The organism is Paenibacillus sp. A3, assembly GCF_001399685.1.
In the GTDB taxonomy this organism is placed as follows: Bacteria; Bacillota; Bacilli; order Paenibacillales; family NBRC-103111; genus Paenibacillus_G.
The window spans coordinates 1-1016 of record NZ_JTHN01000440.1; the positions used below are offsets into that span (position 1 = coordinate 1).

The window sequence follows — 1016 nt, forward strand, 5'->3', positions numbered from 1 at the left end:
TTCAGCCCGGCGTCCCGCTGCAGCCGGCGGCAGACCGGCTGGAGCAAGCGCTACGATCAGAATACGGCGACCGGCTCCGGAATCGAGTGCTGGGCAAATATCCTTCCATGAGCGAGGCCGAATACGAATGGAAGCTTCTGGAACTGAAACGATACTTTTTGATGACGGCCGTGATGAAGGAAGTGCCGATGTTCAGTGAAGCGGTCGACGACATCTGGCACGAGATGCTGATGTTTACCCGGGAGTATCAGCGCTTCGGAGAAACGCTGCTCGGCGCGACGATTCACCATGCGCCGCACACGGACGGTACGCCGGACCCGGGAGGCCGCGCCTGGTTCGATTGGGTCTACGCCCACTTGTTTACGTCCACGCCGTTTACGGGGCAAATCTGGGGAAGCTTTTTCCGCTATCCGCTCGATCGGCAGCGGATCGACTGGCTGAGCTCGGAGAGCGAGGCGGAGCTTGAGCAGCGTTGGTTCAACCAAAAAGCATCGGCCCAATTCCCTGAAATTGGGCAAACGGTCCGGTGGTTAATCGAGCAAGCGAAAGATCAGCTGCGGCAGGCTGCGGTTAATCCGACCTACGCGGAGCGGCCTTCCGAATCGCACGGCCCGTCCTTGATGCCGTACTTGGCCGGCGCCATGCTGTTCTACTCGGTAACGGAATTTACCGGCTTCGACGAACAGATGGAGGAGCTGCTGACCGAGGAGGAAGCCAAGCGCGAGGCGGGGCAGCAAACGACGAATTCTTCGTCCTCCTGCGCCTCCAGCGGCTGCGGCACCGGCAGCTGGTCCGACGACCGCGGCGACGATGGCGGCTCGTCCGGAAGCTGTTCGTCCTCGAGCTGCTCGTCCTCCTCAAGCTGTTCCTCTTCGTCCAGCTGTTCTTCCGGCTGCGGCGGAGGCGGAGGCGACTGATCTATAGACGATTTATATAACGGAAAATGCCAAGGGCCCTTTTTAAGGGCCCTTCGGCATGTTGAAAAACCGTATGTTTAAGAAAAACTCAGACAAATA

At 59.1% G+C, this 1016-nt stretch carries 1 protein-coding gene; it reads left to right on the forward strand.

The window, feature by feature from the left end:
- A partial coding sequence (locus QJ48_RS37930; RefSeq protein ID WP_054977849.1) for a hypothetical protein occupies nucleotides 1-917 on the forward strand: 917 nt, incomplete at its 5' end.
- Nucleotides 918-1016: the final 99 nt, after the last annotated feature.